6 protein-coding genes are annotated in these 4,311 nt (G+C 57.7%); 3 read left to right on the forward strand and 3 right to left on the reverse strand.

Features of this window, described 5'->3' with window-relative positions; genetic code table 11:
- Positions 1-62: 62 nt before the first annotated feature.
- From ACC569_RS14110 to ACC569_RS14120, 3 genes are all read left to right on the forward strand, one after another.
- A complete protein-coding gene (locus ACC569_RS14110) occupies positions 63-401 on the forward strand; it encodes a TusE/DsrC/DsvC family sulfur relay protein (protein ID WP_372524165.1) in 339 nt (112 codons plus the stop codon).
- A 92-nt stretch (positions 402-493) separates the two neighbouring features.
- The gene (locus ACC569_RS14115) at positions 494-1,342 is read left to right on the forward strand and encodes a sulfurtransferase (protein WP_372524166.1); all 849 of its coding nucleotides are present in this window, start codon (positions 494-496) and stop codon (positions 1,340-1,342) included.
- A gap of 104 nt (positions 1,343-1,446) precedes the next feature.
- On the forward strand, positions 1,447-2,694 hold the full coding sequence (locus ACC569_RS14120; RefSeq protein ID WP_372524167.1) for a nitronate monooxygenase: 1,248 nt from the start codon (positions 1,447-1,449) through the stop codon (positions 2,692-2,694).
- Between the two features lie 20 nt (positions 2,695-2,714).
- On the opposite strand, the gene ACC569_RS14125 is transcribed toward ACC569_RS14120, so the two are convergent.
- The 3 genes from ACC569_RS14125 to ACC569_RS14135 form a co-directional block, all read right to left on the reverse strand.
- Positions 2,715-3,329 (reverse strand): class I SAM-dependent methyltransferase, encoded by a 615-nt coding sequence (locus ACC569_RS14125; protein WP_372524168.1) that lies wholly within the window; start codon positions 3,327-3,329, stop codon positions 2,715-2,717.
- Between the two features lie 128 nt (positions 3,330-3,457).
- Positions 3,458-4,075 (reverse strand): pyridoxamine 5'-phosphate oxidase family protein, encoded by a 618-nt coding sequence (locus ACC569_RS14130; protein WP_372524169.1) that lies wholly within the window; start codon positions 4,073-4,075, stop codon positions 3,458-3,460.
- A gap of 24 nt (positions 4,076-4,099) precedes the next feature.
- Positions 4,100-4,311, reverse strand: a 212-nt coding sequence (locus tag ACC569_RS14135; RefSeq protein ID WP_372524170.1) for a peptide-methionine (R)-S-oxide reductase, incomplete at its 5' end; no start/stop codon positions are given.

A 4,311-nucleotide genomic window follows, 5' to 3' on the forward strand; every position in this document is an offset into this window, starting at 1 on the left:
TGCGTTCTCTAATTGCAACCAACGACTTTTGCCATATTTTTTTCTGAAAATTGGGGGGAATCATGAGTTATGACTTCAACGGCAATACCATCGAGACCGATGTCAACGGATATTTGAAGAACACGGAAGACTGGAGCAAGGAACTGGCCGAGTTCATCGCCCAAAGCGAGGGCATCACGCTCACACCGAAGCACTGGGATCTTATTGAGTATCTGCGCGATTGTTATATCAATCATAACAGTGAGCAGCCTAATACCCGCACGATCGTCAAGGCCATGGCGGACAAGTGGGGCACCAACGTCATTCAGAAAGACGTTTACGATCTGTTCCCCAAAGATCCGAGCAAGCAGGGCGGTCGTATTGCCGGTTTACCGGAGTCACGCCGCAAGGGTGGTTATTAAGGAGTTCGGTTATCGCGATACAAGCTACAGGGATGGATGAGGCGCGCGGCGCGCCTTTTCATATGCGTGCCTGAATCCTGTATCTTGTATCCATGATTCTTACCACCCTCGTCAACACCGCGACGCTGTCCCGGCATATTGACGATCCGCGCTGGGTCGTCGTCGATTGCCGTTTCGTCTTGACCGATCCCGGTGCGGGCCAGCGCGCTTATGCCGCCGGACATATCCCCGGGGCGCGTTATGCCCATCTCGAAAACGATTTGTCCTCCCCGGTAACGCCCGCGAGCGGACGCCATCCGCTTCCTTACCCCCCAATGCTGGCGGAAAAACTCGGGCGCTGGGGCATCGACAAAACCAGCCAGGTCGTGGTGTACGATGATACCTTTGGCGCAATGGCGGCACGCTTGTGGTGGCTGTTGCGCTGGTTGGGGCACGAGGCGGTGGCGTTGCTCGATGGCGGTTTTCCCAAATGGCAGCGCGAAGGACGTCCCGTTACCACGGAATTGCCCATGACTCAGGCCGCGCAATTTCATCCGACGATCAACAACGCCATGTGGGTGGATGCCGATTACGTGGAGCAAATGCACGAGCGGAAAGACGGCATACTGATCGATGCGCGCGCGGATATACGTTTCCGCGGCGATGTCGAGCCGCTCGACAAGATTGCCGGCCACATTCCCGGCGCGATCAACATACCGTATGAAGACAATCTCGACTTTAGCGGCGAATTCATGTCAGATGAAGCTCTGCGCGAGCTTTACCTGGCTGCGATGAACAATGTCGCGCCCGATCAGGTTGTGCAGATGTGCGGCTCGGGCGTGACCGCCTGTCACAACATCCTGGCGATGGAACACGCCGGGCTGGCGGGTTCGAAATTGTACGCCGGCAGCTGGAGCGAATGGATCACGGACGCCGGTCGTCCGGTAGCAAAAGGAGAGTAAAAAATTTCACAGGATTAATTCAAAAATTCTCTAATTCTCTGGTTTTAATCTTGTTAATCCTGTTTTAATCCTGTTAATCCTGTCTATTGAAATCTTATCGAACGATGAAACGAGTTGACGATTTCCGGTTACGATTCGGCAAGAAAGAGCTGGTACCCATCATGGTCGGAGGAATGGGCGTTGACATTTCCGCCGCGGCTCTGTCACTGGTCGCGGCGCGGCTCGGCGGCATCGGCCACATCTCGGACGCCATGGTCCCCACCGTTTCCGACCGGCGATTCAAAACCGGTTTCGTGAAGGAGAAGCAGAAGAAGTACAAATACAACGTCGCCAACCGCGATAAGTCGGTCGTGCAGTTCGACCTTCAACGGCTGGCCGAGGCCACCAAGCTGCACGTGGGCCGGACCATGGAAGCCAAGCAGGGCGAGGGACTGATCTTTATCAACACCATGGAAAAGCTCACGATGGGCAGCCCGCGCGAGACCTTGCGCGTGCGTTTGTCCGCCGCGATGGACAGCGGCATCGACGGCGTGACCTTGAGCGCGGGTTTGCATCTGGGTTCGCTGGCGCTGGTTCAGGATCACCCACGCTTTCGCGACGTGAAGTTTGGAATCATCGTTTCCTCGCTGCGCGCGCTGTTGTTGTTCCTGCGCAAGAACGCGCGCCTCAGCCGCCTGCCGGATTACATCATCGTTGAGGGTCCGCTGGCCGGAGGACATCTCGGCTTCGGCATGGACTGGGTGCAGTACGATCTCAAGACCATCGTCGACGAGATTCACCGGTATCTCAAGCAGGAAAACCTGAATATTCCAGTCATTCCGGCGGGCGGCATCTTCACCGGCACCGATGCCGTGGAGTTCCTGGAAGCGGGCGCGGCGGCGGTGCAGGTGGCGACACGCTTCACCGTGACCAAGGAATGCGGCCTGCCGGACAAGGTGAAGCAGGAGTACTTCAAGGCCAACGAGGAGGATATCGAGGTCAACCTGATTTCGCCCACGGGTTACCCCATGCGCATGCTGAAGAACAGCCCGGCGATCGGCGCCGGCATCCGTCCGAACTGCGAGGCCTATGGCTATCTGCTGGACGGTTCAGGCAACTGCGCTTACATCGAGGCCTACAATCGCGAGCTGGACAAACATCCGGACGGCGAGAATATTTCGGTCATGGACAAAACCTGCCTGTGCACCCACATGCGCAACTTCGACTGCTGGACCTGTGGGCACTACACCTACCGGCTCAAGGACACCTCACGCCGTTTCGCGGATGGAAGCTATCAGTTGCTGACGGCGGAACACGTGTTCAAAGATTACCTGTACAACACTGAACATCAGATAGCCTTGCCTCCCGCGTAGCCGAACCGCTCCAGTCCTGTTCAACGTTTCCGGCAGCAGCAGTAGACGAATTCCTGGTGCTTACCGGCGGGTGTCACATGGTCCTCGACGGCGCTGCGGAGCAGTTGAAAGTCTTCACCGAATTCGGCGTGCAGCTGTTCTGAGGTGTAGCGGACGATATCCAGCCCGCTGCACTTAAGCGGCCCGTTGGGCCCGAAAGTCGCGACGATGACATACCCGCCCGGCTTGAGCGCATGGCTGACGTTGTCGACATAACGGCGCCGGTCCTTGGCATCCGTCAGAAAATGAAACACCGCGCGGTCGTGCCAGACATCGTAATGATGTGCCGGCAGGGATCCGCGCGTGGCATCCGCCTCCAGCCAGACGATTTCCCGGGCGCGGGCACCCAGCCGCGCCTGTGCGGATTGGATGGCGGTGGGCGAGATATCCATGACCGTGATGTGCCTGAATCCGTCAGCGAGAAGATCGTCGACCAGGGTGGAGGCACCGCCGCCGACGTCGATGATCTTGGCGTCATGGCCCACGCCGGTGGCGCGGATCAGTTCCCGTGATTTTTCGAGATGGGTCTGATGCCAGCTGACCTCGGCCGGGCGCTTGTTCGTATAGATCTTCTCCCAGTGCGATTTGTCGCTCATTCTGCCTCCAGAATAACAAGCATCCAGACGGGTACGCTAATGGCGTCAGCACCAGGAGGGAATGACCTGTATCAAATATATTGTCCGCGCTACAAAAAAGTGCGCAGAAGTGTTACCGGCGCTCGTCCTCAGCGGTCGATCACCTCGCGTGATCCGTCCTTGGCCGGGTCGTTTTCAGGCAAGGTGTCCGCAACCCAATCGCCTTTCTTCCAGCCGGGAACAGGCGTGGGACATTCCTGCTTCGGCACGAAGCGCGAGCGCTGCACCAATTTCATCTTGTGAATGTAGCGCGGGCAGTTGGCGAATACCTCGCGCGCCCGCACGCGAACGATGAACTGTGCTTCCGGATATTCCCGCATGAGCGGATCGTCCCGGTGCAGCGTGGCCTCGCCGTTCAGCCGCATGCGCTTCTGGTTTTCGAAATCGATGAACAGCAATCCCACCTGGCGCGTCGTGAGGATATTGCCCATCGTGAGATACATGCCGTTGCCGTCGTAATTGGGAAAAGCGAGGGTATGCTCGTCCAGCACGCGCACGAAACCGGGGTCGCCCGCCTTGTAGGAGCAGTTGGTGTGGCCGCGCTCGTCCACCGTGGCGATGAAGAACATGTCCAGGCGCTCGATGAAATCCTTGTCGCTGGGCATGATGCTGTCCTGCACGATGGCTTCATCGAGCCGGTCGGCGAGACGCCGGGTATCGAACTGGTCCTGCAGCTGCCGGTTTCCTTCGTGGTAAATGTCAGACATAAGACCTCCTGACCCTGAAGCGCCTTATTTCTTTTCCAGTTTGAGCGAGGCTGAATTGATGCAGTAGCGCATGCCCGTCGGTTGCGGACCATCGGGAAACACGTGTCCCAAATGCGCGCCGCACTGGCTGCAATGCACCTCAGTGCGTTTCATGAAAAAACTGCTGTCTTCCTGCTCCGCGACGTTCTCGGATATCATCGGAGAGTGGAAACTGGGCCAGCCGGTACGGGAATCAA

Source organism: Sulfuricaulis sp., from assembly GCF_041499725.1.
In the GTDB taxonomy this organism is placed as follows: Bacteria; Pseudomonadota; Gammaproteobacteria; order Acidiferrobacterales; family Sulfurifustaceae; genus Sulfuricaulis.

Coding starts and splice junctions, on each gene's coding strand:
- ACC569_RS14110 (WP_372524165.1), top strand. CDS start 63: ATGAGTTATGACTTCAACGGCAATACCATCGAGACCGATGTCAACGGA.
- ACC569_RS14115 (WP_372524166.1), top strand. CDS start 494: ATGATTCTTACCACCCTCGTCAACACCGCGACGCTGTCCCGGCATATT.
- ACC569_RS14120 (WP_372524167.1), top strand. CDS start 1,447: ATGAAACGAGTTGACGATTTCCGGTTACGATTCGGCAAGAAAGAGCTG.
- ACC569_RS14125 (WP_372524168.1), bottom strand. CDS start 3,329: ATGAGCGACAAATCGCACTGGGAGAAGATCTATACGAACAAGCGCCCG.
- ACC569_RS14130 (WP_372524169.1), bottom strand. CDS start 4,075: ATGTCTGACATTTACCACGAAGGAAACCGGCAGCTGCAGGACCAGTTC.